The 26,664-nt window shown below is 63.6% G+C and carries 15 protein-coding genes and 2 pseudogenes; 5 read left to right on the top strand and 12 right to left on the bottom strand.

Annotated features, from left to right (window positions below; translation table 11 throughout):
* Positions 1 to 17: 17 nt before the first annotated feature.
* The 6 genes and pseudogenes from asnB to J2S75_RS18360 form a co-directional block, all read right to left on the bottom strand.
* The gene (gene asnB, locus J2S75_RS18330; protein ID WP_307022012.1) at positions 18 to 1,877 is read right to left on the bottom strand and encodes an asparagine synthase (glutamine-hydrolyzing); all 1,860 of its coding nucleotides are present in this window, start codon (positions 1,875 to 1,877) and stop codon (positions 18 to 20) included.
* A gap of 47 nt (positions 1,878 to 1,924) precedes the next feature.
* Entirely contained in the window at positions 1,925 to 3,193 is a 1,269-nt protein-coding gene (locus tag J2S75_RS18335; RefSeq protein WP_307022014.1) for a hypothetical protein, read from the bottom strand.
* Entirely contained in the window at positions 3,190 to 4,248 is a 1,059-nt protein-coding gene (wecB, locus tag J2S75_RS18340) for a non-hydrolyzing UDP-N-acetylglucosamine 2-epimerase (protein ID WP_307022016.1), read from the bottom strand. Before wecB ends, J2S75_RS18335 begins: the two co-directional genes overlap by 4 nt.
* A 197-nt stretch (positions 4,249 to 4,445) precedes the next feature.
* Complete coding sequence (locus tag J2S75_RS18345; protein WP_307022018.1) at positions 4,446 to 5,537, bottom strand: glycosyltransferase family protein; 1,092 nt, start codon at positions 5,535 to 5,537, stop codon at positions 4,446 to 4,448.
* A 1,044-nt stretch (positions 5,538 to 6,581) separates the two neighbouring features.
* A pseudogene (locus tag J2S75_RS18350) lies at positions 6,582 to 6,680 on the bottom strand (integrase core domain-containing protein); the annotation flags it as partial.
* A 1,029-nt stretch (positions 6,681 to 7,709) separates the two neighbouring features.
* Positions 7,710 to 11,651, bottom strand: coding sequence for an autotransporter domain-containing protein (locus tag J2S75_RS18360; protein ID WP_307022020.1), 3,942 nt, complete (start codon positions 11,649 to 11,651; stop codon positions 7,710 to 7,712).
* Between the two features lie 732 nt (positions 11,652 to 12,383).
* Here J2S75_RS18360 and J2S75_RS18365 point away from each other — a divergent pair.
* Complete coding sequence (locus tag J2S75_RS18365) at positions 12,384 to 13,184, top strand: DUF72 domain-containing protein (protein WP_307022022.1); 801 nt, start codon at positions 12,384 to 12,386, stop codon at positions 13,182 to 13,184.
* A 70-nt stretch (positions 13,185 to 13,254) separates the two neighbouring features.
* Here J2S75_RS18365 and J2S75_RS18370 read toward each other — a convergent pair whose 3' ends face one another.
* Together J2S75_RS18370 and J2S75_RS18375 are read right to left on the bottom strand one after the other, a co-directional pair.
* Positions 13,255 to 15,630, bottom strand: a complete 2,376-nt coding sequence (locus J2S75_RS18370) for a phosphoketolase family protein (RefSeq protein ID WP_307022024.1) — start codon at positions 15,628 to 15,630, stop codon at positions 13,255 to 13,257.
* 56 nt (positions 15,631 to 15,686) lie between these two features.
* Entirely contained in the window at positions 15,687 to 16,670 is a 984-nt protein-coding gene (locus J2S75_RS18375; protein WP_307022046.1) for a zinc-dependent alcohol dehydrogenase family protein, read from the bottom strand.
* 196 nt (positions 16,671 to 16,866) lie between these two features.
* Between J2S75_RS18375 and J2S75_RS18380 the strand changes: the two genes are divergently transcribed.
* From J2S75_RS18380 to J2S75_RS18390, 3 genes are read left to right on the top strand one after another with little or no spacing between them, the layout of a single operon-like run.
* Positions 16,867 to 17,916 (top strand): HlyD family secretion protein, encoded by a 1,050-nt coding sequence (locus J2S75_RS18380; protein WP_307022026.1) that lies wholly within the window; start codon positions 16,867 to 16,869, stop codon positions 17,914 to 17,916.
* Positions 17,913 to 20,633 carry a ribosome-associated ATPase/putative transporter RbbA gene (rbbA, locus tag J2S75_RS18385; protein WP_307022029.1) on the top strand — a complete coding sequence of 907 codons (2,721 nt, stop codon included), beginning with the start codon at positions 17,913 to 17,915 and terminating at the stop codon, positions 20,631 to 20,633. Before J2S75_RS18380 ends, rbbA begins: the two co-directional genes overlap by 4 nt.
* A gap of 2 nt (positions 20,634 to 20,635) precedes the next feature.
* The gene (locus tag J2S75_RS18390; RefSeq protein ID WP_307022031.1) at positions 20,636 to 21,775 is read left to right on the top strand and encodes an ABC transporter permease; all 1,140 of its coding nucleotides are present in this window, start codon (positions 20,636 to 20,638) and stop codon (positions 21,773 to 21,775) included.
* Between the two features lie 124 nt (positions 21,776 to 21,899).
* Here the strand turns inward: J2S75_RS18390 and J2S75_RS18395 are convergent, their stop codons facing one another.
* The 4 genes from J2S75_RS18395 to pyk form a co-directional block, all read right to left on the bottom strand.
* On the bottom strand, positions 21,900 to 22,466 hold the full coding sequence (locus J2S75_RS18395; RefSeq protein ID WP_307022033.1) for a TetR/AcrR family transcriptional regulator: 567 nt from the start codon (positions 22,464 to 22,466) through the stop codon (positions 21,900 to 21,902).
* A 138-nt stretch (positions 22,467 to 22,604) separates the two neighbouring features.
* On the bottom strand, positions 22,605 to 23,777 hold the full coding sequence (locus J2S75_RS18400) for an acyltransferase family protein (protein WP_307022035.1): 1,173 nt from the start codon (positions 23,775 to 23,777) through the stop codon (positions 22,605 to 22,607).
* A 173-nt stretch (positions 23,778 to 23,950) separates the two neighbouring features.
* A complete protein-coding gene (locus J2S75_RS18405) occupies positions 23,951 to 24,352 on the bottom strand; it encodes a GFA family protein (RefSeq protein ID WP_307022037.1) in 402 nt (133 codons plus the stop codon).
* 153 nt (positions 24,353 to 24,505) lie between these two features.
* Positions 24,506 to 26,053: a pyruvate kinase gene (gene pyk / locus J2S75_RS18410; RefSeq protein WP_307022039.1), complete on the bottom strand. Its 1,548-nt coding sequence runs from the start codon at positions 26,051 to 26,053 to the stop codon at positions 24,506 to 24,508.
* Between the two features lie 460 nt (positions 26,054 to 26,513).
* Here pyk and J2S75_RS18415 point away from each other — a divergent pair.
* Positions 26,514 to 26,664, top strand: a pseudogene (locus tag J2S75_RS18415) (NAD(P)(+) transhydrogenase (Re/Si-specific) subunit alpha); the annotation flags it as partial.

Raw genomic sequence — 26,664 nt, forward strand, 5'->3', positions numbered from 1 at the left:
ATCACGAAAGGGGCGGGTCACAGTGAGAGACCATATCTCTCGGCCCAATCTTCAAGCAAGAAAAGACCAAAGATCCGCTCGGCGTTCGCACTACTATTGCGCGCACCTTTAATAAGGGAGCGCGTATACGCCGGGTCAAAAATTGCATTGGCACGAAATATGCGTGATTCTATTAGGTCCCGATATCGAGAGTCACGGCTCCATCGCGACAGCGGAATTGAAAAGCCCTGCTTACGGTCAAGATTGAGCGTATCTGGAAGAAGTCGTGATCCGAGCATTTTAAGCAATATCTTCCTCCGACCCGGATGGGCCTTGAGCGACGAGGGTACTTTCGAGAAGGCGAATTCGATAATACGTCGACCGAGAAATGGTGAGCGTACTTCAAGTGAATTAGACATACTAGCACGGTCAACCTTAACAAGTATATCTTCCGGAAGGTACCACGAAAAGTCGCGCCGAGTAGCTCGATCAACTATATCATGATTCATGGAAATGTCTGATCTCCACAGTGTCGAAGGCTGGTCCACTTCAGCCGTTTCTCCACCAAGCAGGCCCCGCCTCTCTCGCGCATTGAAGAACATTGCAATTTGAGGCAATTGGCAGCTGAGATCAATTCCCGCAGCTGAGATCCAGCTCCGTGCAGGGAAACCCGTCGGCAACAAAGCGCCAAATTCAGATGCCCACCGCCGTAAAGGTAGCGGTATATGTCCCACCTTTTCGTTCAACCAAGCTAGTCGATCATAAGAACGATAGCCTCCAAAAAGCTCGTCTCCGCCATCTCCTCCCAATACGACCGTGCAATGCTGCCGCACAAGACGGCAAATCATGAAAGTCGGGATGATTGACGAGTCAATCATAGGTTCATCTAAGACATCCGATAACAAGGTCATGCACTCGACGCTGTCTTCGTCGGCCTTCAAAACATGATGTTCGGTTCCAAAGTGACGGGCGACGACAGCCGCATATGACGATTCGTCATACTTACGCTCGTTACCGATGCTTACCGTGAAAGTCCGCACCTTTTCGGAGTGTTCAGAAGCAAGCGCTGTGATGACACTTGAATCGACACCACCGCTGAGTAGGACGCCGACCGGAACATCAGCGATCAATCGCTGTTTTACAGCGTTGCTCAGTTCAAGTTCCAGCTCCGCCAACAGGTCATTTGGGTGTATATCGCTCTCTAGGTCAGGGCTGGCGGGCACTGCCCAATAGCGCCGGACGTCCAGATCCATGGTGCTCAATCGAAGTATCATTCGGTGAGCCGGCGGGAGTTTCTTTACGCCACGAACGAGACAGTTGCTTCCAGGAACATATCCAAAGGAAAGAAAGCACTCTAATGAGAACGGATCGATCCTACGGGAAATCTCGTTGAACGGGAAAAGAGCCTTCAACTCAGACGCAAAATAGAAGGAGCCGGCATTCCAACTATAGAACAAGGGCTTTTCGCCCGCGCGATCACGTGCTATGAAAATAAGATTATTATTTGGATCATATATAGCAAAAGAAAACATGCCGTCGAGATAGTCAAGGCAACCTTCTCCCCATTGATCATACGAAGCCAAGAGGACTTCCGTATCACTTTGGGAGCTAAATCGATGGCCCATGCATGACAATCGCTCCCGAAGCGACTTAAAGTTAAAAATTTCACCATTGAACACAACGGAGCAGCCGCTGGCTCTCGATATCATAGGTTGAGCGCCACCAATGGACAGGTCAATGATCGCAAGCCGCCGGTGACCGAAGCCGACCCGGTGGCAGTCGGACCACCAAATACCTTGTGCGTCCGGGCCCCTGTGCTTTAGCGATAAGGTGGCCTTCTCCAGCGGTTGAGTGTCCGCAATCGCTTGGGCTGAAACCTGCCCGACTATTCCGCACATGGATCTTTCTCCCACGCTAGACACCACACTGAATCGTATGCCATAATTTAAAACAATGTGGCTCGCTCGAAAATAAGAAAAGGTGCGGGAAGTAGACTAAAAATATCAACAAGACCAAGGCTTGTACGAATAATAATAATTAATGAAAACAATATAACTGGCATAAATGTAGCGACTAAAAGACCTTTTTCCATTTTGCTAAACGAATTGTGATATATTATGAAAGATATGTATATAAGCTGAATTGAAACTATGTTATATCGAGCTAATGAAGGAATGTCAGAAAGTATATTTGATATAGAAAATAACATTAGTGAGTATGAAAGAAATGGCGAGCCAATATTATTGCTGCCATCGAATGTTCGTTTGACGATGAAATACACGATCCATGCTGCTAGGACGAATTTTATCCCTGTATTCCCGTATACGAAAAAGAATAAATTCCCCGACAGTGACTGTTGCACGACATCGTCTCTTGCCTCAAGCGCGCTATCGCTCAGATAGCGCGCAGAGCGAGATAGTGCTCCTAGTTGGCTATCAATATTAATTATTGGAATAATCCACTGCGACGAAACCGAAAAACAAAACGAAAATAAAGCAGCGAAGAGTGCCGTTCGGACAGAAAATTGTATAAAGCGTATGGCTGTCGCCAATGCCGCCAGAAAAAACATTGCGAAATGAATTCCAGCAGACATGTATATCAAGACAAATCCAATGTCTCGCGATCGGAAGAAAACGAGGTATGATCCGATCAAGAAAGCCCAGCTGGCTGTATTAAATCGAAAGCCTCCGATGTTTGGTATAGGATTTGATGCCATTACCGAGAATAGAAAAAAATAAAAGAAAACGGAGGCGCCACGCCGCCAATCTTTTCTAATAGATGAAAGAGTCCACACGCTGAATAATGCAAATATCAGCGCGTATCCGGCAAAGGAAAAGGCCGGATTAACGCTCACGCGAGTCAGGAAAAATGTATAAAATGGAAGGAATGGATCAATACAGGACTCTGTATCAAAGCAATGCGTATTAACCCACCAAATAAAGTCGTCGTATCCAAAAGATCCGATTTCGACAATGTATTCTCCCAGCCTATAGGCGTCCAGTCGTACATCGTGGAGAGAGATCCGGTAACCAATGACAATTAAAACGGCACCCAAGACTAAACGGGGGATGCGACGGTCAAGCATGAAGAAGGCGGCAATAGCTGCGGCCGCTGGCCAGAATGCCGCCACAATTAACAAAGACGCGTCATTTCGCGCCTTCTCCATTATTGGAGCTTTTTGAACCAAGCGCGGATCTGACGATCGCCATCTCATGACAGAAGCATCCGCACAATTTTCTCCGAAGCGGTTCCGTCACCGTAGAGTGAGGGCTCCAATTTGGACGATCCAGCTCTTTGTAAGCCCTCGGCAATAAGCTCGGCATTCGCTCCAACCAGGATACTCGAATCCAGTTCAAGCAATTCCACCCATTCGGTCTCATCACGTAGTGTAACACATGGCTTGGCGAGAAAGTGGGCCTCCTTCTGTATGCCGCCGGAATCCGTTGCGATCGCTGCGCAGTTCGCCTCCAACCAGATCATTTCGAGATAACTAACGGGTGGAATCGTGAAGACATTCTCCGGTACATCGATCGAAAATGAGTCAATTTTTGATCGCGTTCTCGGGTGAAGCGGCAGCACCACCTGCGCGCCGGATCGAGACAGGCCGTCGATGATGCCACTCAAACGTTCCCGATCATCGGTGTTTTCTGCGCGATGAACGGTGGCCAATACAAAAGGCGTCGTAGGGTTTATTCGATCCCCCAATCCATCAGGCCGTTTCGCGCGGGCCTTATAGAAGAGAAGCGCATCAAGCATTACATCGCCGACCAGCCGAACGCGGTCCCCGTTGATGCCTTCACTATGTAGGTTGCGTACTGCACGCTCCGAGGGAGCGAACAAGGTAGCAGAAACATGGTCAGTAATAATTCTGTTCAATTCTTCGGGCATGCTTTTATTGAAGCTACGCACCCCAGCTTCCACATGCGCTATCGGAATATGCAGCTTAGCCGCTGCAAGCGCTCCGGCTAAAGTTGAATTGGTATCCCCGTAAACGAGGACACAGTCTGGTCTTTCGGCAATAAGAACCGCCTCGATCGCCTCTAATTGTCGCCCGGTCATCTGACCATGGGGCCCGCCGCCAATTCCGAGGCAGTAATCAGGTTGCCGAAGGCCCAATTCGTCAAAAAATATATCAGACATATTTTTATCATAGTGCTGCCCTGTATGTATGAGAACTTCCTTGACATCCGTTCTGCACGCCAGGACTCTTGAAACAGTCGAGGATTTAATGAATTGTGGGCGCGCTCCCACGACTGTAACGAGTTTCATAGTGGCTCCAGCTTAACGTATAGGATAATGAACTTGAGGCTATATGGGGTGTTTTGACTAGCTCGAGGGTCCTTAAGTAATGATATATAAAGTGTAATCGAGGCAAAATAAAGGTTCTGTATAAAGTCTATTGGTCGAGTGCTTCACGTAAAGAGTCTCCGCCGCTGACGTTATATACGCATGCCTTTTAAATGTGCTTACACCTCAATGGCTTTAACCCAGTCGTTGAAGACGGCGTCCCATGAGCTCGTTTCTCGCAAGGCCTCCCTAGTCAGATTGTATGCAAGAGTTGCGTCTGAACGATGAGAGTCTAACGCACTTTCGCTCAGCGAATTAACAACATCGTCCAAGTTCGTGTAGGTCTTAATAGAGCTGCCAAATCCGGGCATCGACCTGTAGGGGAGATCCGAGTGCGCCAAGACGAGATTCCCTGCGTAAACGACTTCCTGAACGGTTCCACTAAAGGCATCGCTAACAGAATGATTGATTAAGACATCTGTAGCACGCCGCATCAGAGCAGACATTTTAACATCATGAAATTCGCTCAGGATCGTAAATCGTTCAGAGCCGAGTGATGAGTTTGCTTCACTTACACGCCTGCGCAATGACTCCATTATTTTGGAAGAGCCATATTGGATCGGAACAACGAAGTGACAGTGCGTCAAGTCGTTCGCCCGAAGCGCCAATGCGTCAATTAGTTCACTTTGGCGCTGTCCCTCGGAGGCATTGTAACCTAGAGAAACTAAATTTGCGCGAGAGGGAAAACCCAGCTGGGAGCGGGCAGCTTCGGGTGAGCAAGCAGGAAGCACGTCGAGCGCGTCAAGGACTGGGAGGCCAAACCTCAATAATTGGCAAGGTTTTTCAGCTAAAAACGGAAAATCCGTCACAGCCGCTTGCAGCACGTTGTCGTTGGTTGCCATAATGGCGTCCAGATTGCGTAAACCTCGCGATAGAAGCCAGTCACGTGATCGATCTCGGCGCAGGATGTCGCTTCCATAAGCGATGGCAACGACCTTCCTGAAACGCTTCTTGAGCATTGGCAGTAGCCACGCTGCATCCGGTGACAACATATGCAACATAGCGGTCGAGTCCCCGCATAAAGTCGGTAACTCCCTGCGCGCTTTTAAAAAACGTTGCACCACTCGAGGCAGGCAAAATGGGCGAGTGTCGTAACGAAGGTCATAGGGGTCGAAAATATCGACAATTAACCCGCGCTCCGACAACGCGTCACGCGACCGGGACATAAATACCGATTCTGAATTACCGACGAATACTGCGCGCCGCATCATCTTTGCCGCCCTACTATGATGTATGACGGGCTAGTAATCGCGATGATCAGTCCTGTGCTTGGGGACATCTCCGAGAAAGATGATGTCGTCTCTATCGGGGGAGACAGCACGCGGGCATACGTAAAGCCCTTCCGCCGTGGGCGCCAATGCAGGATGCGCAAACTGTCAATATCGGGATTCGACGGGGCCCAGCAGGCCAATCGGAACCAGCATGATGAGCGTCGGGCGCGCCACATGGCTCGCGCACTGTCACAAGGCGCTGCCGTGCCTCTCGCCGATGGCCGATTTGTTGACGATAGGCCGGCGGGTTGCAGCGCCAAACGTTTCATCCAGGTGGCGGACGGCTGCGGGGGCAATCTCAAGGATCGGGTTCTCGCAGCGAACAAGGCGGGAGACCGCGAGGCTACCAATAATTGCTCTCGGCAAGACTCCTCCTGGGGCTCAGCAGAGCAATGGGCACTTATTTGGCGTCCCATTCCTGACGCAAAATTCAATCTCTCTGCCATCGGCGGGATGTTTGACGGCTCGATGGGAAGTGAGCTGTTGGAACCGCCATGGTATGGCGCGGCCGAGGGAGAGAGCGTCGTAGGTCCCGAGAAGGGCAGACACGCCGTCTCAAATGTCCGGCCTGCAAGCTTCCATGCCATTGTGACGTTCCCCTCAATCGATTGACAACGACGTGCTTGGCCACACCCTCCCTCCTATTACCATCCTCCCGGTACGAGGTGCGACTACCTCGAGATCGGCATTTGGCGATAGGTTCAACGCTTATAGGCACGCTTTGTCACCCGGTACAACCGTCAGCTTGGCAGCGCCGGCTCGGCCCGGTCCGCGCTGCTCACGGCCAATCAATAGCGCTCGAAATGTGTTTTTCATGATCCCGGACTATTCATTGGATCGCCGGAGGCTGGGGTTCCGGCCTGCGTCTCAGCGGTAGTTTGGCTACGTCGCCGCGAATTCAGCAGCGGAACCGGGCGCTTATGACGGGGGACCCTTGGGACCGATCCTCCCTGACGTATCTGACATAACCACCCGTTTTTCCGGCTGCGCCCGCAAGCGACGGGAACCAATGGGTGTTCTGGCACTCATTTCGGAAGCGGCCGTTGAACGCCGGATGAAAGCGTCGTCGGTGGGCTTGCATGGTCGTGTCCCTTTTGGTGGCTCCGCGTCGCGGAGACTCCCGTTTGGCCTGCCCGTTGTTCCCGGGTGATACGGCCCGGTGAGCCTGTGCTCAATCTCGTGTTCGGCACAGACCCTTGCGAAGACGTGGGCGTCGGAACTGACCCTGATCTTCGTCCGATAACGGTGGGAGGGGTTAAGCCGCTCTGCGTTTCATCGCGGCGGGGCGGATGTAGCCGGGGCCGAGTGCAGGTGGCGGGAAGCCTCAATAGATGCGAACAGGTCCCGACGCGCATCGGCTCTGGTGAGCTTCTCGATCTCGAATTCAACTCGATCACGATCAAACCCCGCCGCATGCGGCCACGAGAGCGGCCACGCCTCCCGACGGCCTGTACCCTATCGTCAGGCAGGGTACCCGCGGCGCCTTGCATCACAACCGGCAGAAACTCGATCTCTGCCGCCGGCGACATGGCACACAGCTCCTTGCGCCCCGGAAGAAAACGGGCTCACATGAATCCCGGTGCCTCGGGCAATCTCCCACGCCGACACACTTGGCTCAAGAGAGGCAGGCGCCAGCGATCCTTCCCCACGCGCGGCCACCGACGGCGGCGTTCGACCGACGTGATCACCTCAGTCCGCGACGTCATAGAGCTACGCCTAGGATTACCCTTAGGACGTCAGCCCATCACCTCAAAACAACAAGGCGGTTCTCTCCGGAGGCGTAGGCTGAGAGGCTCGAACCGTGCCGCTGCTTCGGGCCCGTCGGCTCGTCTTCCACTGTCCGGCGGGATCGCCACTTCCTCAGCGTCTTCTCGTTGATCCCGAAATGCCGCGCGAGTTCCGCGGAGGGAATGTGCGATGGCTGTCGCTCCGCTCGAACGGCGTGCGGGGGGGGGGGGGGCTGGCGCTCAGGTGAAGAACCCATCCCCCAGCGTGCCCCTCGCCAACGGAGATGATGAGACGCCATCGCCCTCTGGACGAAACAGTTGCAGTTCATAAGCGCGGCGGCCGCGGCGAGAGGGGTCTTCGCCACCCCTCTCACCTTCCCCCGCCTCAGAACTTCAGCGAGAACTGGGCGGTGAAGGCGTTTTGCGAGGCGTCGCCGGCGAGCTGGCCGGCATAGGTGGCGCCGATCTGCGCAGTGGGCGAGAGCGCGTAGCTCAGCCCCGCTTCCACGAGCAGCGCATCCTCCGCCACCGGCACGCCGGACACGCTGAACGGCGTCAGCCCGCCGGCGAACTGCATGGTCGAGCTCGGCGTCACATCGCCGAAAGCATGCTGCCAGCCCAGCGTCGCATAGGGGGTGAGCGTGCGCCCGCCGACCTCGACCGTGGTGGCCAGCCGCACGCCGAGCGTGGAATAGACCGTGCTCATATCGTCGGTGGAGACGGACAGCGCCGCCGCCCCGCCCTCTTCGCCCAGCGAGGCGCCCGACACATTGACATAGGCGAGGCCGAGGAAGGGCTCGAAGGCGATGGCGCCCACTTCCACATCATAGCCGATCTCGCCGAAGACCTGCGCCGTGCCGGTGGTGTCTTTGCCCTTCAGCGACTCGGCAAAGCCGGGGAACACCACCGAGCGCGACATAGAGAGGTCGTGCCAGGTGTAGGAGGCGCCGCCGCGCAGCGCCACCGCGCCGAACTGCGCCCCGGCATAGAGGCCGAGATCGTAATTATTCGCCGAGCCGGAGGAGGAACGCCCATCGACATCGAAGGTCGAGCGGCTATAGCCGCCGAACAGGCCGGCGCGGGCATTCTCCGCCACCGCCACATCCGCGCCCATGAGGAAGCCGCCAATGGTGTTGGAGATGCTGGCGGCATTGCCATTGGACCAGGTGTTGCCCCAGCCGCCATAGCCCTGCGCCCACAGGGTCGGGGCATAGCCCTCGGCCAGTTGCGCCTTCACCGGGCCGGGGCCATAGGCGAGCGGGGAGACGCCCGGCGCGGTCAGCGCCTGGCGCAGCCGCCCGCTCACCGCGTCGCGGACATAGACCGACTGCTGCTGCAGCACGCTGCTGACCGAGGCATAGGCCTCGCCGGAGAGCGCGTCGAACGCCGCCGGGACGGCGTTCTCGGGCAGCATCAGCAGCGCGTCATAGATCGCATTGCCGCTCCCCAGCGCCTGCGCCGCCGTGGCGGTGCTGAGCTGGTTCGGCGTGCGGGCATAGGTGGCGAAATCGACCCCGGTGTAGTGCAGCAGCAGGTAAACATTGGTCGGGTCGTAGTCGAGCACCGCGTCGAGGAAGGCGTAGTCGTCGGTCACGCCGGCGAAGGTGCCGGTGACGCCACCCGTCGCGGTGAGAATGGCGTAGCGGCTGTCGGCCGCATATTTGCCGGGCGCGGCGACAACCTCGACGGTGCCACCGTACAGATTTGCCGTTTGCGTGGAGGTGATAAGGCTATGCTCGCCTGACGGGGCGACGCTGACCTTAAAGGACGAGTTCGGATAGAAAAACACATCTCCCGCAGCGAGGGTGCCGCTCGCAAGACCGGGAGCCACCGTGCTCTGCGCATCGGCAAGGAGCGTGGGGACGGTGCCGCTGCCGCTCAGCACGCTGCCCTCCCGAAGCGTCACGGAGGAAGCGCCAGCGAACTCATTGCCGTTGAGGAGCAGCGTGGCATCGTCGACGACGACGGAGCCGCTGATCGTGCCCGCCCCGGTATAGCTGAAGGTGCCACCGCCTTTGAATTTGAGCTGCGTGCCAAACAGAGCGTTGATCTTGTTGGCGATGGTGACAGTGCCCGATCGGTTGAAGATCAGCATGGCCGTATTATCGACGGTGATATCGCCCGCCACCGAGCCGGTGCTGCCGCCGGTGCCGAGAGAGAGAAAAGCGTTGTCGACGGTCGTCGCCCCCTCATAGGTGTTGTCGCCGCTCAGCCAGAGTTCGCTGCCACCGTTGCTCGTCACCGTCAGGCCACCTTTGCCCTCAAGGACGCCGGCGAAGGAGAGGGTGCTGTCCATGTAAACGTTCAACGTCTTGTCGCCCAGCACGACCCTGCTCGTCACCTCGGTGCTGGAGAGGTTCTTGATCTTCGCGCCCGCCGTCGTGCCGGAAATGTCCAGTGTTGCCTTGCCGAGCGTGACGCTTTTGGCATTGCCCAGACCGCCCGCCCCGCTCAGCGCCAGCGTGCCGCCGGAGACAGTGACCGCGCCCCAGTAAGTGAGGTTCGCGTCCGTCAGTGTCAGTTTGCCGGCCCCGGTCTTGGTCAGTGTGCCGGCCCCGGCCAGGGCGGAATCGATGGTCAGCGTCTTGTCCGCAGCGACGGCGAAGGTGCCGCCATGCTCACCGACATCATTGCCGAGCGTGAAGCTGCGGCTCGTCTGCACGTTCTCGGTCACGGCGAGCGTTCCGCCGTCCAGCAAGACCGAAGTCAACGCGCCGCCAAGGCTCTTGTCATCGCTGATGGAGAGGGTGCCTTGCTTGAGCCTCCAGGTCGGCGTGCTGGCGGAGAGATCGCCGGTCAGTGTCCAGGTGGACGTCCCGGTCTTGGAAATCGACGAGAAGCCGTTCGCCAGAGGCCCCAGAGTCGCCGCGTCCATGGTGGCATCGTAGGCGCCGCCGAAGACGAGTGTGTCGGTACCCTCGTTGTGCACCACGCGGCCCGAAAGAGTGGGCAGATTGCCGATTTCATCCGCTTGCAGTTCGAGCGTGTTGGCGCCCCAGTCAAAAGCGACGGCGGCACCTTGGATGGTGATGAGATTGTTCGACCTAGTTCCACCCTTCACCTGGGCGGTGCCCTGCAGCACCACCTGAATGTCGCTTCCAGCGATGCCAGCAGCTTCGTAGATCCCAGAATTGACGCCACCGCTACCGCCGGACACGGTGACCCCGTCCGCCACGGTGATGGTGGAATTATAGCCAATGATACCGGCGCCGCCGCCGCCTGGCCCGCCAGCAGGAAAGGGATTAACGATTCCGCCCGCGCCGCCCGCCCCGCCGGTCACATTAGCGTTGACGTTGAGGTAGCTCACCCCGCTGTTAGACGGCGACGAGCCATTGCCGGCGTAAATGCCGACGCCGCCATTGCCCCCTGTCGGAACGCTGCCGCCGGTGGATGGACCGGCCGCGCCACCTGTTACCTCACCATTGATATTGGCGGTGATACTGCCACTCGCGCCGGAGGTCGCAATGATAAGGCCGCTGCCCCCCGCGCCGCCAAGCGCGCCGTTGAACGCCAATCCGCCAATGCCGCCATACAGCTTAGCATCCGATGTCAGCGTGGTCGCATTTTGCCCGTTGACCACGATCAACCCGGCGCCGCCACTGCCGCCGCTGCCGGTGCCGCCGGCCCCGATTCCGCCGGCGCCGCCATACGCGGAAGTGGTGCTGGACAGCACGATGGTCCCGCCATCACTGTCAATTATACCAAGACCTGCGCCGCCCGCGCCGCCGCCGCCCGCGGTTGCGCCAGTTCCGCCTCCCCCGGCCGAACCACCATAGAATTGACCGTCGAGTGCCGTCTCGCCCGTGCCTTGAATGACGATGGCAGCGCCAAAGCCACCACCGCCGCCGCCGCCGCCATAGAGACCTCCGTTCCCGCCAACACCACCGTTACCGCCCATATAGGGGCCCGAGACGAAGCTCGAACCATAGCCGGCAAAGCCATGGGCGCCGCCGCCGCCGCCACCACCGGAATAACCGCCGTTCCCGCCCGCCTGGCCTGCGGTGGCATTTGGGACACCGCCGGCTCCGCCAGCTACGGGGGGCGTGTTCGGCACCGACCCGCCATTGCCGCCGGTCGAACCGCTGCCACCGCCGCCACCGGCACCGGCCGGAGTCCCCATGCCGTTTTGACCGGCGTCGCCTGGTCCGATGGAGGACTCACCGCCCTTGGCACCGCCACCACCGGCACCGCCCGTTCCGGGCACAGTGATGGTCTGCGCCTGGGCAGCCTCGGCGACCATCATGGCGGCGGAGGCCAGCAGCAGGCACCGCAGCGAGCGCCGGGTCAGAGTGAGCGAAGCGAGAAAAATGAAATCCTCTTCGGACAAATTGGTTTTGCGGTATCAGAATGCGAAAGGCGGTCTCAGGGCGATGGATCGGCGGGGGTGGCCATTGCAGGAACATCTCCGCCGGCGCGCAAAGGCGGCGTCCCCCGATGCATGAGGCCCCCCAGCCGCCACCACCGCAGTTCGTATGCGGTATTTGAGTATGATTTCATATCCGCGAGTCCGCGGCAACGCGCAGCCGGCGATCGAAGATCGTTGCCGATTGTAAACAGGAATGGCGTAGCATTTCGGCAACGGTGCCATCGTAGGGCGACGGCCGAAATGTTGGCGCGAGCGGAATGGTGCCGCCCGCCCGCAGTGAAGCGACGAGGTGCCACTTGCGCCCTTGCCACAATGGCCGGCGTGCGCGTGGTGCCGGATCGGACGGTCGGCCTCGCCCTTTCCTGACCTCGACTGGAATGCGTGCCGCCGCCGGCTTTCGCGAAGGAGAGCTTGTCCAGCTCGCGAGACGCGGGCCGCAGTGAAGCCAAGCCGTCGCGGGCCGGCCGCTCGGATAAGAGAGGGTGTGGTCCGGGGGCGAGGGCTGATCGCGAGAGGCCCATATCGCGCCGATCGCGCCCGATAGCGCCATGCGCATTCCGCTGAATTTTCGCCGGCTTGCGGCCCCTAAGAGGGAAATGACATAGATGGCACGAGCACGAGTGTGCGATTTCGTGCCATTTGCGCCTCGCCAATCGACACTGCGCCCTGAGTCCAACGAACGCAGAGGCCCCCATGTCCCCTTCCGCACCCATCCGCATCGGCGTTGGCGGCTGGACCTTCGAGCCCTGGCGCGGGGTGTTCTATCCCGACGGCCTGACCCAGAAGCGCGAGCTGGAATATGCCGCGTCGAAGTTCACCGCCATCGAGATCAACGGCACCTATTACGGCTCGCAAAAGCCCGAGAGCTTCGCCAAATGGCATGCGGAGACCCCGGAAGGCTTCGTCTTCACGCTGAAAGGCCCGCGCTTCACCACCAATCGCCGCGTGCTGGCCGAGGCGGGCGCATCCATCGAGCGCTTTTTCACCAGCGGCGTCACCGAGCTGAAGGAAAAGCTCGGCCCGGTGAACTGGCAGTTCATGGCCACCAAGAAATTCGACCCGGACGATTTCGCCGCCTTCCTCAAGCTCCTGCCCAAGCGCGTCGACGGCCGCGACATCCGCCACGCGGTGGAGGTGCGGCATGAGAGCTTCAAATCGCCGGATGTCGTCGCTCTGGCGCGCGAGCATGGCGTCGCCATCGTCCATGCCGGCGACAGCGATTTCCCCGCCATCGCAGATGTCACCGCCCCCTTCGTCTATGCGCGGATCATGGGCACACGCGAGGACGAGGCGCTCGGCTATGGCGAAAAGGCGCTGGACTTCTGGGCCGCCACCGCGCGGGCCTGGGCCAGGGGCGAGACGCCGGAAGCCCTCAAACCGGCCCTGCTCGCCCCGCCGGCGAAGGCCACGCCCCGCGAGGTGTTCCTGTTCGTCATCTCCGGCTTCAAGCCGCGCAACCCCGCCGCCGCGCAGGCGCTCATCGCGCGGCTGTGAGCGGGCCCGCTCGCGTGCTGCCGGCCACTCAGCCGACAGCACGGCGCGTCCCGACCGCGAGCGTGGGGAGCTACTTGCCCCCCGACCACTTCCACTCCCGCACTTCCGGCATGTCGAGGCCGTGGGCGCGGATATAGCGGGCGTGCTCGGTCAGCTTGTCGCGGATCGCCTGGCGGACATGGGTGTTGGTCTTGAGCTGCGGCACCCGGTCGAGTACGTCGGCGACGAGGTGGAAGCGGTCGAGCCGGTTGCGCACCACCATGTCGAAGGGCGTGGTGGTGGAGCCTTCCTCGACATAGCCGCGCACATGCATGTTGTCGTGGTTGGTGCGGCGATAGGCGAGGCGGTGGATGAGCCAGGGATAGCCGTGATAGGCGAAGATCACCGGCTTGTCGGTGGTGAACAGCGCATCGAAATCCGTCTCCGACAGCCCGTGCGGGTGCTCGGACTGCGGCTGCAGCGTCATCAGGTCGACCACATTGACCACGCGCACCTTCAGATCGGGGAAGAAGCCGCGCAGCAGGTCGGCGGCGGCCAGCGTCTCCAGCGTCGGCACGTCGCCGGCGCAGGCCAGCACCACATCCGGGTCGACACCGCCATCGGTGGAGGCCCATTCCCACATGCCGATGCCCTTGGCGCAGTGCTTGATCGCGCTGTCCATGTCGAGCCATTGCGGCGCGGGCTGCTTGCCGGCGACGATGACATTGACCCGGTTCCACGAGCGCAGGCAGTGGTCGGTGACATAGAGCAGCGTGTTGGCGTCCGGCGGCAGGTAGACGCGCACGATCTCCGCCTTCTTGTTCACCACATGGTCGATGAAGCCGGGGTCCTGATGGCTGAAGCCATTATGGTCCTGCCGCCAGACATGCGAGGTGAGCAGGTAGTTGAGCGAGGCGATGGGCCGGCGCCATTCCACCTCGGAGGCGGATTTCAGCCATTTGGCGTGCTGGTTGAACATCGAATCGACGATGTGGATGAACGCCTCGTAGCAGGAGAACAGCCCGTGGCGGCCGGTGAGCAGATAGCCCTCCAGCCAGCCCTGGCACATATGCTCGGAGAGCATTTCCATCACCCGCCCGTCGCGGGCGAGATGGTCGTCATAGGACAGCGTCTCCGCGTCCCAGGCGCGGTTGGTCACCTCGAACAGCGCCTGCAGCCGGTTGGAGGCGGTCTCGTCCGGGCCGAAGACGCGGAAATTCTTCGACGCCGCATTGTCCTTCATCACGTCGCGCAGGAAGGCGCCCATGATGGCGGTGGATTCCAGCTCCTTCTCGCCGGGATGGGCGACCTCCACCGCATAGGCGGTGAAATCAGGCAGGCGCAGCGGCCGGCGCAGCGCGCCGCCATTGGCGTGCGGGTTGGCGCTCATGCGCTTCACCCCTTCCGGCGCCAGCGAGGCAATCTCGGGCTTGAGCGTGCCCGCCTCGTCGAACAGTTCTTCCGGCTTGTAGCTCTTCATCCAGTCTTCAAGCAGGGTCAGGTGCTCGGGCTTCGACATGTCGGAGAACGGCACCTGATGCGAGCGCCAGAAGCCCTCCGCCTTCTTGCCGTCCACCGTCTTCGGGCCGGTCCAGCCCTTAGGTGAGCGCAGCACGATCATCGGCCAGCGCGGGCGGTCGGTGTCGCCGCGCGTGCGCGCCGCGTCCTGGATCGCGCGGATCTTGCCATGCGCCTCGTCGAGCGCCGCCGCCATCGCCTGGTGCATCGGCTCGGGGTCTTCGCCCTCGACGAAGATCGGGTCGTAGCCATAGCCCTCGAACAGGCTTTTCAGCTCCTCATGCGGGATGCGGGCGAGCACGGTCGGGTTGGCGATCTTGTAGCCGTTGAGGTGCAGGATCGGCAGCACCGCGCCGTCGCTGGCCGGGTTGATGAATTTGTTGCCGTGCCAGGAGGTGGCGAGCGGGCCGGTCTCGGCCTCGCCGTCGCCGACCACGCAGGCGACGATCAGGTCGGGATTGTCCAGCACCGCGCCATAGGCGTGGGAGAGCGAATAGCCGAGCTCGCCGCCTTCATGGATCGAGCCGGGCGTTTCCGGCGCGGCGTGGCTGGGAATGCCGCCGGGGAAGGAGAACTGCCGGAACAGCCGGCACAGCCCGGCCTCGTCCTGCGAGACATCGGGGTAGAGTTCGCTATAGGTGCCTTCCAGATAGGTCGCCGCCACCACGCCGGGCGCGCCATGGCCGGGGCCGGCGATGAACAGCACCTCCGCCCCGGTGTCGCGGATCAGCCGGTTGAGATGCACATAGAGGAAGTTCAGCCCCGGCGTCGTGCCCCAATGGCCGAGCAGGCGCGGCTTCACATGCTCCAGCGTCAGCTTTTCGCGCAGCAGCGGGTTGGCGAGCAGGTAGATCTGCCCGACGGAGAGATAGTTCGCCGCCCGCCACCAGGCGTTCATGCGGTTGAGAAGGTCCGGCGCGAGAGTCTCCGTCGCCTGCTGCGATGCCATTGCTCTGTCCTCTGCGTGGGTTGCCGTTGGGTGAGATAGGGCGTCGGTGGGCCGGGTCACGGGACCAGCACCGCCGCCCCCTGAAAATGGCCCGCGCGCAGATCGGCGAGGGCGTCATTGGCCTGTTCCAGCCGGTAGACATGGGTGGTCGCGCGCACCCCGGCCTGCGGGGCGAGGGCGAGGAATTCGTGCGCGTCGTCGCGGGTGAGGTTGGCGACCGACAGAACCTGCCGCTCTTCCCACAAGAGCGAATAGGGGAATTGCGGGATGTCGCTCATATGGATGCCCCCGCACACCACCCGGCCGCCTTTTCGCACCGCGCGCAAGGCGAGCGGCACCAGCGCGCCGACGGGGGCGAAGATGAGCGCGGCGTCGAGCGGCACCGGCGGCGCCTCGCCGGAGCTTCCCGCCCAGCGCGCGCCGAGCGAGAGGGCGAGCTGTTGCGCGCCCTCGTCACCGGCGCGGGTGAAGGCATAGACCTCGCGCCCCTGCCAGCGGCAGAGCTGGGCGATGAGATGGGCGGCGGCGCCGAAGCCGTAGAGCCCGACGCGCTGGGCCTCGCCCGCCAGTTTGAGCGTGCGCCAGCCGATCAGCCCGGCGCACATCAGCGGGGCGGCGGCGACGGGGTCGTCGAAGCCGATGAGCGGAAAGCAGAAGGCGGCATCGGCGACGATATGCGAGGCGAAGCCGCCGTCGCGGGTGTAGCCGGTGAAGGCGGGGGCGTCGCACAAATTCTCGCGCTGGCTGGCGCAATAGGGGCAGTGGCCGCAGCTATGGCCGAGCCACGGGATTCCGACGCGGGTGCCGAGCGCCGGGGTGTCGACCCCCTCGCCCTGCGCCTCGACAATGCCGACCACCTCATGGCCGGGGATGATGGGCAGCGGGCCGGGCGGCAGATCGCCATCGACGACGTGAAGATCGGTACGGCACACGGCGCAGGCTTCCACCCGCACCCGGATTTCCCCGGGGCCGGGCGCCGGCAGCGCGCGTTGTTCGAGACGCAGCGCCTCGCCAGTGGCGTGGAGGACCATGGCCTTCATCAAGGGGACCTCAGGGGTGATGGCGGCGGCATCCAACAGGCTCATGGGCGTCCCTTCGTTGATCGTGGTCAAGACGCAGGTGCAAATGGCGGCTACTCATGCGCTACTGTTCGCGGACACTGTTTCGCGAGCAGCTGGCGGATGCGGCGCGGCGCCCCATCCTCTTGATGAGCGGATGCAATTCTAGGGAGCCACGATGGCAGGTCAGCGACGGTTCCAGGCTTTCTCTCTCGCGCTCGTGCTCGCGGCCGCTCTGGCCTGTCCCGTCGCGGCGCAGGAGAGTGGCGCCACCACGCCGCCCGCCTCCCTCGGCGCGCGGCTGCAGGCGCTGATCGGCAAGCTCACCGGCAATCGTCTCCCGGCCGGCATCTTCTCCACCAATGGGCGGATCGAGGCCGAGCAGGTGCTGGTCGCCGCCAAGCTCGCCGGCCGCGTGCTTGCCGTGCTGGTGGAGGAGGGCCAGACGGTGGAGACCGGGCAGGTCGTCGCCCGCATGGACACCTCCGAGCTGGAAGCCCAGCTCGCCGGCGCGCAGGCGCAGGTGCGCCGGGCGGAAAAGGCCATTGCCGAGGCGGAAGCCGCCATCGCCCAGCGCGAGAGCGAGCGCACGCTCGCGCAGCAGGAACATGAGCGCGCCTCCAAGCTGAAGGAGAGCGGCTTCGGCACCGCCCAGTCGCTCGATCTGCGCCAGAGCCAGCTCAATGTCGCGCTGGCCGCGCTCAAGGCGGCGCAGGCCTCGCTGGACGAGGCGGACGCCGCCGCCGATGCCGCGCGGGCGGAAGTGGCGCGGGTGCAGTCGCTGATCGACGATTCCACTTTGCGGGCGCCCCGGCGCGGCCGGGTCGAATACCGGCTGGTGCAGTCGGGCGAGGTGGTCGCCGCCGGCGCGCCCATCGTCACCCTGCTCGACCTGTCGGATGTCTACATGACCGTGTTCGTGCCGGCGCGCGTCGCCGGGCGGCTGGCCATGGGCGACGAGGCGCGGATCATTCTCGATCCCGCGCCGGATTATGTCGTGCCGGCCAAGGTGAGCTTCGTCGCCACCGGCGCGCAGTTCACGCCGAAGGCGGTGGAGACGGCGGATGAGCGGGAAAAGCTGATGTTCCGCGTCAAGCTGCGCATCGCGCCGGAGCTGCTGCGGCAATATGAGGACCGGGTGAAGGCCGGGGTACGCGGCCTCGCCTATGTCCGCACCGATCCGGCGACGGCGTGGCCGGACAGGCTCGCGGTCAAGCTGCCGCAATGAGCGGGGATGCGGCCACGCCCGTCCTTGCGCTTGCCGGCGTCACCCATCGCTATGGCAAGACGCTGGCGCTGGACCGGGTCGACCTCGCCGTGCCGGCGGGCTGCATGGCCGGTCTCATCGGGCCGGACGGGGTGGGCAAATCGACCCTGCTCGGCCTCGCCGCCGGCGTCACCCGCATCCAGGAGGGGCGCGTATCCGTGCTCGGCGGCGACATGGCGGCGCGCGACTGGCGCCGGCAGGCGGGCGGGCGCATCGCCTTCATGCCGCAGGGGCTGGGGCGCAATCTCTATCCGACGCTCTCCATCGCCGAGAATCTCGATTTCTTCGGCCGGCTGTTCGGCCAGGGCGCGGCGGAGCGGGCCGAGCGCATCGCCGAATTGCTCACCGCCACCGGCCTTTCCCCCTTCGCCGCGCGCCCGGCCGGCAAGCTCTCGGGCGGCATGAAGCAGAAGCTCGGCATCTGCGCCGCGCTGATCCACGACCCCGATCTCGTCATTCTCGACGAGCCGACCACCGGCATCGATCCGCTGTCGCGCCGGCAGTTCTGGGAGCTGATGGCGCGGCTGCGCGAGCGCCGCCCGTCGATGAGCGTGATCGTCGCCACCGCCTATATGGAGGAGGCCGAGCGCTTCGACTGGCTGGCGGCGATGAATGCCGGGCGCGTGCTCGCCACCGGCAGCCCGGCCGACATTCGCGCGCAGGCGGGCGAGGCGACGCTGGAGCGCGCCTTCGTCGCCCTGCTGCCGCAAGCCGAGCGCGCGCAGGACGGGCCGCTGCCGGACCTGCCGCGCGTCATCCATGATGGCGAGCCGGCGATCGAGGCCAACGGCCTCACCCGCCGCTTCGGCGATTTCGTCGCCGTCGACCAGGTGAATTTCCGCATCGAGCGCGGCGAGATTTTCGGCTTTCTCGGCTCCAATGGCTCGGGCAAGTCGACGACGATGAAGATGCTCACCGGCCTTCTGCCCGCCAGCGAGGGCGAGGCGAAGCTGTTCGGCGCCCCGCTCGCCGGCGGCGACATGGAAACGCGCAAACGCGTCGGCTACATGTCGCAGGCCTTCTCGCTCTATGGCGAACTCACCGTGCGGCAGAACCTCGTTCTGCACGCGGAGCTGTTCGAGATCGCCGATCGCGCGGCGCGCGTCGCCGAGATGGAGCGGCGCTTCGACCTCGCCGATGTCGCCGATATGCGCCCCGAAAGCCTGCCGCTCGGCATCCGCCAGCGGCTGCAGCTCGCCGTGGCGGTGATCCACAAGCCGGAGATCCTCATCCTCGACGAGCCGACCTCCGGCGTCGACCCGGTGGCGCGCGACGGCTTCTGGCGCACGCTGATCGAACTCTCGCGCCAGGACGGGGTGACGATCTTCCTCTCCACCCATTTCATGAACGAGGCCGAGCGCTGCGACCGCATCTCGCTGATGCACGCGGGCAAGGTGCTGGCGGTCGGCACGCCGGAAGCGCTGAAGCGCGAGCGCGGCATGGACACACTGGAAGAGGTGTTCATCGCCGTGCTGGAAGAGGCCGGCATGGGGCGCGAGGAGGGAAGCGTCGAGCTGAAGCAGCGCCCGGCGACGCAGGCGCAGGTGAAGCGTTTCGACGCCGGCCGGCTCTGGGCCTATACGCGGCGCGAGGCGCTGGAAATCGTGCGCGACCCCGCCCGCCTCGCCTTCGCGCTCATCGGCCCGATCCTGCTCCTGTTCACCTTCGGCTACGGCATTTCCTTCGATGTCGAGAATCTGCCCTATGCCGCCTTCGACCAGGACCGCAGCGCCCAGAGCCGGCAGGTGCTGGAGAGCTTCGAGGGCTCGCGCTATTTCGAGACCCATGCGCCCCTATCCTCGATCGAGGAGCTGGAGACGCGGCTGAAAAGCGGGGAGCTGAAGCTCGCCATCGAGATTCCCCCGAATTTCGGCCGCGACCTCTTGCGCGAGCGCACGCCCGAAATCGGCGTCTGGCTCGACGGCTCCATGCCGTTCCGCGCCGAGACCACGCGCGGCTATGTCCAGGGCATCGCCCAGAGCTATCTTGCCGACGCGCAGGAGCGCCGCACGGGCAAGGCCAGCCCGTCCGCCGCCTTCTCCCTGGAGCCGCGCTACCGCTACAATCAGGCGTTCAAGAGCGTGAACGCCATGGTGCCGAACGTCATCATGCTGATGCTGGTGCTGATCCCCGCCATCATGAGCGCGCTCGGCGTGGTGAAGGAGAAGGAAACCGGCTCCATCACCAATTTCCAGTCGACGCCGGTGACGCGGTTCGAGTTCCTGCTCGGCAAGCAGCTGCCCTATGTCGCCATCGCCTTTGTCAGCTTCCTCACCATGGTGGCGGCGGCGTGGCTGGTGTTCGCCGTGCCGGTGAAGGGCTCCTTCGCCACGCTGGCCTTCGGCTCGCTGGTCTATGTGTTCTCCACCACCGCCTTCGGCCTCTTGGTGTCGAGCTTCGTCAAGAGCCAGGTGGCGGCGATCTTCGCCACCGCCATCGTCGCCATCATCCCGGCGGTGAATTTCTCCGGCCTGCTGGTGCCGGTCTCCTCGCTATCGGGCGGGGCGCGGCTGATGGGGCTGGCCTTCCCCTCGGCCTGGTATCAGCAGGTGAGCGTCGGCACCTTCACCAAGGCGCTCGGTTTCGGCGCGCTGTGGCACGACATCGCCATGGTGTTCGTGCTCGCGCTTGTCTTCATCGCCGGCGCCATGCTGGCGCTGCGCAAGCAGGGGGCGTGAGCATGTTCGCCCGCCTTGCCCGCATCTGGCGCCTCGGCATCAAGGAATTGTACAGCCTCAAGGCCGACCCCGTGCTGGCGGGGCTGATCCTCTACACCTTCACCGTCGCGGTCTACACCGTCTCGGCCGGGGCCAAGTTCGAGGTGGAGAACGCGGCGGTGGCGGTGGTGGACGAGGACCAGAGCGCGCTGTCGCGCCAGCTGCGCGACGCGCTGCTGCAGCCCTTCTTCAAGCCGCCCGTCGTCATCGCCGCCAGCGATGTCGATGCGGCGATGGATTCCGGGCGCTATGTCTTCGTGCTCACCATCCCGCCGAAATTCGAGCACGACCTCATCGCCGGCCGCGACCCGGCCTTGCAGCTCGACATCGACGCGACAGCCATGTCGCAGGCGGGCAATGGCGCCGCCTATATCCAGAACATCATGACGCAGGAAGTGGCCGCCGCGCTCGCCAGCCGCTCGGCGGTCGCCTCCTCCACGGGCGAGGCGCCGGTGAGCGTGGTGATCCGGCCGAAATTCAACGCCAACCTCACCTCCGCCTGGTTCACCGCCGTCATGCAGGTGATCAACAATGTCACCATGCTCGCCGTCATTCTCTCCGGTGCGGCGCTGATCCGCGAGCGCGAGCACGGCACGATCGAGCACCTGCTCGTCATGCCGGTGACGCCGATCGAGATCATGCTGGCGAAGATCTGGGCCAATGGCCTCGTCATCGTGGTGGCGGCGACGCTGTCGCTGCTGATCGTGGTCGAGCGGCTGCTGAACGTGCCGGTGCACGGCTCGGTGACGCTCTTCGTCGCCTCCATGCTGGTCTATCAGTTCTCGGTCACGGCGCTCGGCATCTTGGTGGCGACCGTTTCCACCTCCATGGCGCAGTTCGGCCTCATCGTCATGCCGATCCTCATCGTCATGAACCTGCTGTCCGGCTCGACCACGCCGATGGAGAGCATGCCCGCCTGGCTGCAGAATGTGATGCAGCTCTCGCCCTCCACCCATTTCGTCGCCCTCTCGCAGGCGGTGCTCTATCGCGGTGCCGGGCTGGCGGTGATCTGGCCGAACCTTCTCGCGCTCGCCGCCATCGGCGCCGCCTTTTTCGGCCTCGCCGTGCTGCGCTTCCGCAAGGCGTTGCAGGCGGCGGGGTAGGGCGTTTTCGAGCGAAGTGGACACCGGTTCACGTGAAGAAAACGCGACGAAACAGGGAATTGGATCATTTCACCGTTTTCCTGAAACAGTGAAATGATCGGGCGGCCCCGCCTGCGCGGGGGGCTCACGCGCCGAATTTTGCCCGCAGCGTCTCGCGCATGGCGGCGAGAATCTCCGCGGACAGCGCCGGGTCGCCCTCGGCCACGCCGCGCGCCAGGGTCAGCGCGCCGATCATGCCGGAAAGCACGGCCAGCGCCTGCCGCCGCCGCTCTTCGGGCGTGGCCTCCTTCATGTGCCGCTCCAGCGCGGCGAGAAAGCCTTCCAGCCCTTCCGCATAGCTTTTCTGCAACTCCGGCGACTGGCGCGCGACCTCCGCGCCGAGCGCGGAAAGGGCGCAGCCGCGCGCCGGGGCGTCGCGATGCGCCGGGGTGAGGTAGCGGTCGAGCAGGGCGGTGAGGTCGGCGGAGGCGAGCCAGTTCTGGATGCCTTCCGCGCAGGCTTCGCGGCAGGCCTGGTCGGCAAGGTCGGCCTTGGAACGGAAATGGCCATAGAAGGCGCCATGGGTCAGCCCGCTCGCCTGCATGATCTCGGCGACGCCGACATCCCTGAAGCCGCGTTCGCGGAACAGGCGCGAGGCGGTTTCCAGAATCGCCCTTCTGTGCTCGGCGACCTTGGCTTTCGTGACCCGCAACGCGGCTCTCCTTGACGCCCGGGGGACGGGCTGGGTGGCCGAAACAGCGCGGCCGGGACTGTTTAAGACCACGAAAAGACAGGCGAGGAAACAACAGCTTGCGCCGTTATGGAGGGAAAGCGGCGACCTGTCGCGGCGTCAGCCCGGCGCGGGGCGGCGTCGCAGCCGGGCGCGCAGCGCGCGCAGCCCGGCCAGCACCGGCCGTTCCACCGCCGCGAGGAACAGCGTCGCCAGAACGAGGGCAGCGAGGAAGGTGGCGGCGAACAGCCCGGCCAGCGCCCACGGCTCCAGCGGGCCGAAGCGGGCATAGACCGCGCAGGCCGGCGCGACGATCAGCGGCACATGCACGAGATAGAGCGGGAAGGAGAGGGCGCCGAGACGCTGCAAGGGCGCGCTCTCGAACAGGCGCCGCACCCGCGGGGTGATGAGCAGCGCCACCAGCACCATCACCGCGCCGATCTGCCGGGGCCCGTCGACGCCGAGCCAGGATTGCAGCAGGGGAATGAGGCCGCCCTCGCTGGAATGGCCGGGATAGGTGGCGCCAAGCACGAGGCCGAGCAGGCCGAGGAGCGCGCCGCCCGGCGCATGGTCGCGCAGGAGCGCTCGGCCCTCATAGACCAGCGCGCCGCCGCAAAAGGCGGCGAGCGAGAACTGTCCCAGCGCGGCAAGAACAAGAGCGCCCAGCGCCATGGCGGGCGGGCGCGCCCGGCCGGGCAGCAGCGCATAGGAACCATAGATCAGCACCGAGCCGAAGAACTCCGCCTGCATGGTCCAGAGCGGGTTGTTGAACCGCGTCGTGCCGGTGAGAAACACGCCGATGCCGCCTTCCCACAGCGCCTGATCGAAGGGCGGGATCGGCGGCTGATAGGTCCAGCGGAACCAGCGGCTGCCCGTCATCGCCTGCACCTCGCGCGCCGCCTCGGGAAAGCCGTTCAGCCACGCCCAGGCCAGCGCCGAGGAGACGAGGGCGGGAAGGCCGAGCCTGAGATAGCGCAGGCCGATCAGCGCGGGCGCCTCGCGCGCGCTGCGCGGCGCCGAAGCGGCGAGGACGAAGCCGGACAGCACGAAGAACATGGCGACGGCGAAATGCCCGTTCCACAGCACCGCCAGCGGCGTGTCCCACAGGCCGAAGCCGGTGCGGCCCCAATCGGTGAAGGGCGCCGGGGTGAAGGCATAGAAGAAATGGAACGCCACCACCGAACAGGCGGCGACGCCGCGCAGCCCATCGAGGCAGAGCACCCTTTGGGACGTGGGAGCAGGCGCGGCGGGCGCGATGGCGGCGGGCGCGACGAGGGGCGGGCGCGGCGGCATGGGGGCGGGCGGTCCGTGGCGGGGGGCGATAAGGCCGCCGTAAGATACCGGCAGAGCCGGCCGCGTGGCGAGCCCACCCTCGCGGGCAAACGCCGGTCGCGCTCCCTGCCGTTTCACCCTTTCCCCGCCGGGGCTTCCCGCCAGCCGCCCGGGCCCGTACCGCTCTCGCGGGTTCAGTCCTCCGGCGCCGGCCGGTCCTTGGCGTGCTGTTCGGCGCCCTGCTGCGGCGCCAGCCAGGGCTCGCGGCGGATGGTCCACAGCTCATAGGACGGCACCAGCGCGGAGGGCGGCTCGTCCAGCGTGCCGAGCTTCACCTCGATCTCGTCCGAACCCTCCTCCCAGCAGAACAGCTGCGATCCGCAGCGCGGGCAGAAGCGCTCCCCGCCGGCCCGCACCTGCCAGCAGGCGAGTTCGCCCGACAGTGTCACGCGGGCGCGCGGCCAGATGGCGAAGAAGGAGAAGGCCGAGCCGGACTGTCTGCGGCAGGTGGCGCAATGGCACAGCCCGGTGCGCAGCGGCGCGCCGTCGATTTCATAGCGAACCTCCCCGCAATTGCAGCCGCCGGTCAGCATCATGGTCGGTCTCCGTGGGGTTGGGGGCGCGGGCCGTTTTCGCCGGGAATGTGGGTCGCGGATGGTCGGTTCCGCAGGAGGCTGGGATTTCAGAGCTCCTTCACGAAAAAGGCCCGCCATTGGCGGGCCTTTCGCATGTGTGCGCGGTGCGGCGCGTCAGTCCGCCTTCGTCTCCACCGGGGCGGAGCGCAGCACGGCGTCGTCCGCCTTCATCGCCGCGGCGCGCGGGCGCATGGAATCGCCGTTCTCCTCCGGGCGCGGGGTGCGGTGCGCCATCGTCTTGTCGATGGTGACGAGGCGCAGCACATTGGTGGTGCCCGGGGTGGCGAAGGGCACGCCGGCGGTGATGGCGATGAGGTCGCCTTCCGTGGCGAAGCCGTGGTCCACCGTCACCTGCGTCGCCTTGGCCGCCATCTCGCCGAAGGTGTGGATCTCCTCCGGCGCATGCACCACATGCACGCCATAGGACATCACCAGCCGGCGGGCGGTGGAGAGCTGGCTGGCAATGCCGATGATCGGGATGCGCGGGCGCTCGCGCGCCGCATGCAGCGTGGTGGTGCCCGACAGCGTATAGGTGCAGATCGCCGCCGCATTGGTCGACAGCGCCGCGTGATAGGCGGCCTGCGTCACCGCATCGGCCACCGAATGGCCCTGCTCCGGGCGCTGCGATTCGATGATGGCGCGGTAGCCGGGGTCGCGCTCCACCTGCTTGATGATCTGGTCCATCATCGCCACGGCTTCCACCGGGTACTGGCCGGCGGCGCTCTCGGCCGAGAGCATCACCGCGTCGGCGCCGTCATAGACGGCGGTGGCGACATCGGAGACCTCGGCGCGGGTCGGCACCGGGGCGCTGATCATGGATTCCAGCATCTGCGTCGCCACGATCACCGGCTTGCCGAGGCGGCGGGATTCGCGGATGACGCGCTTCTGCAGCGCCGGGATTTCCGGCAGCGACAGCTCGACGCCGAGATCGCCGCGCGCCACCATGATGCTGTCGGACAGCTCGGTGAGGCGGGTGAGGTGCTCGACCGCCAGCGGCTTCTCCAGCTTGAGGTTGATCTGGGCGCGGCCCTGGATCAGTTCCTTGGCCTCAATCACGTCCTCGGGGCGCTGGACGAAGGAGAGGGCGATCCACTCGACGCCGAGGTCGAGGGCGAAGAACAGGTCGGCGCGGTCCTTGTCGGTGAGGGCCGAGACGGGGAGCAGCACGTCGGGGACGTTGAAGCCCTTGTTGTTGGACAGCTTGTTGCCGGCCACCACCTCGGCCTCGATAAAGCCGGCGCCCTTCTTCACCACGCGCACGCGCACCTTGCCGTCGTCGAGCAGCACGGTGGAGCCCTCATTGAGGGCCTCGAGAATTTCCGGGTGCGGGATCGAGACGCGCTGCTCATTGCCGGGCGTCGGGTCGGTGTCGAAGCGGATGGTCGAGCCGGCGGTCAGGTTGATGAAGCCGTTCTCGAAGCGGCCGAGGCGCAGCTTCGGGCCCTGAAGGTCGGCGAGCACGCCGATCGGCCGGCGCACTTCCTTTTCAAGTGCGCGTACAGAAGCGAGCACCCTTCCATGGTTTTCCTGCGTGCCGTGGCTGAAATTCAGCCGGAACACGTCGACCCCGGCCTCGTACAGCGCCTTGATCATCTCCGGGCTCGAAGATGCCGGACCCAGCGTCGCCACGATTTTGGTCGCGCGTCCACGCCTGCTAACCATGATATCCTCCGTCGGTGGGCTTGCCGATGCGCAGCACCGGCGAACCCTCATATGGACCAAAAGTCTACTTCTGTCTCCCGGATGTTATCTTGCACCGCAGCGTGTCCCTTTCGCGACGCCGAGGGCGGATCCCATCACAAGAGCGTGCCGCAGCGGCAGGCGCGGCGGCGGCACAGGTAGAGGCGCTGGGGCGGATTTCCCCGCCGGCGGCCCGCCGGAATCGTCTTGCTGGCATGCGGAATTCTGTATACCACTATGCGTGTCGCGCATGCGGTCCCACGCGTCTCGACGGCCTCCGTCCCCGGAAATCCACCGCGCCCTGCCGCGCGTGACATGGGTGGCGGAACCGGCCGGGGGCGCCGGGCCGGCGAGCGGAGCCCAACCGGCCCGTCCCCTGGCGACGCATGAAGAAGACGGCCAATGACCTTCTCGGGAGGAAGGCGATCTTGGGAGTGAGGCAGTGCGCATCGCAATTTTGAAGGAAGAAGCGCGGTTCGAGCCGCGCGTGGCGGCCAGTGCCGACACGGTGAAGCGCTATATCGGTCTGGGTGCGGCGGTTTTTGTCGCGTCGGGGGCGGGGGCGGCGTCGGGGATTGGCGACGGGGAGTATG

The organism is Ancylobacter polymorphus (assembly GCF_030813495.1).
Lineage (GTDB): Bacteria > Pseudomonadota > Alphaproteobacteria > Rhizobiales > Xanthobacteraceae > Ancylobacter > Ancylobacter polymorphus.